Raw genomic sequence first — 1040 nt, forward strand, 5'->3', positions numbered from 1 at the left:
TGAATGTCTCGACTCTGTCATCAATCAAACTCTTAAAGATATTGAAATTATTATTGTCAATGACTGCTCTCCTGATAATTCTGAATCTATTATCCTCGAATATCTTGCTAAAGACCCTCGTATTAAATATATCAAACATGAACAAAATCGAGGTCTTGGTGGAGCTCGAAACACCGGTATTACCAATGCTAAAGGGAATTGGATTGCTTTTGTAGATAGTGATGACTACATAGAATTAAATGCTTACTCAACAATGCTATCTCTTATGGATAAGTATAAGGTAAATTTAGGTGTTTTTAGTGTTATTAATTTTGATAATCTTACAAAGATAGAAACTTATGATCCATATTTTGATATAAATTTTTCTACCCCTATAATTTTTAATAATCAAAATACTATTTATACTTGTCCGACAGCTTGGAATAAAATATTTAAATTATCAGATCTTATCTCTCACAATCTAAGATTTCCAGAACATCTCAAACATGAGGATGAAGAATTTTGGTTTAAATACATAGTTACTGTAGAACCCCTTATTGTTGGTTCCAATAAAAAATTGTATCATTATCGTCAACGAGTTGATTCTATTATGGGACAAAGACATCTATCTCGTAAAGACTTTCCTCAAATAAGTCTCAATATTTATTTATTTTTACAGCAAAATAACAAAGAGCCTCTTTATAGACAATATTTTTTATCATCAATCTTACAATGTATATATGAGCAATATCAAGAAACAGATCCTATGTATAAGAGTATATTCCAACAAGAGATGCAACAACTGTTACACAATATGAAAATAAGCAAAAAAGAGCTAGAACAATATCCAAATTTGAATTTGTTTTATGTTGACAATCCTGTATCTCAAGATATTATATATAACTATATGTGCCTACCATCTAACTCTTCACACGACAAATGGTATTGTTTTGGACAATTATCTCGTACACAAAAAATAAAGAAAATACTCATCGTTTTATCCAAAAAAATACTCATCTACCCTATTCTCAAAAAAATATTCACTATCATAAGGAAATAAA

Annotated in this window: 1 protein-coding gene; it reads left to right on the forward strand. The window is 28.8% G+C overall.

Features of this window, described 5'->3' with window-relative positions:
• Positions 1–1039, forward strand: a 1039-nt coding sequence (locus KFW21_04940; protein ID MDK2818777.1) for a glycosyltransferase family 2 protein, incomplete at its 5' end; no start/stop codon positions are given.
• Position 1040: the final 1 nt, after the last annotated feature.

The sequence above is a fragment of the Spirochaetota bacterium genome, assembly GCA_030154445.1.
GTDB lineage: Bacteria > Spirochaetota > Brevinematia > Brevinematales > Brevinemataceae > Brevinema_A.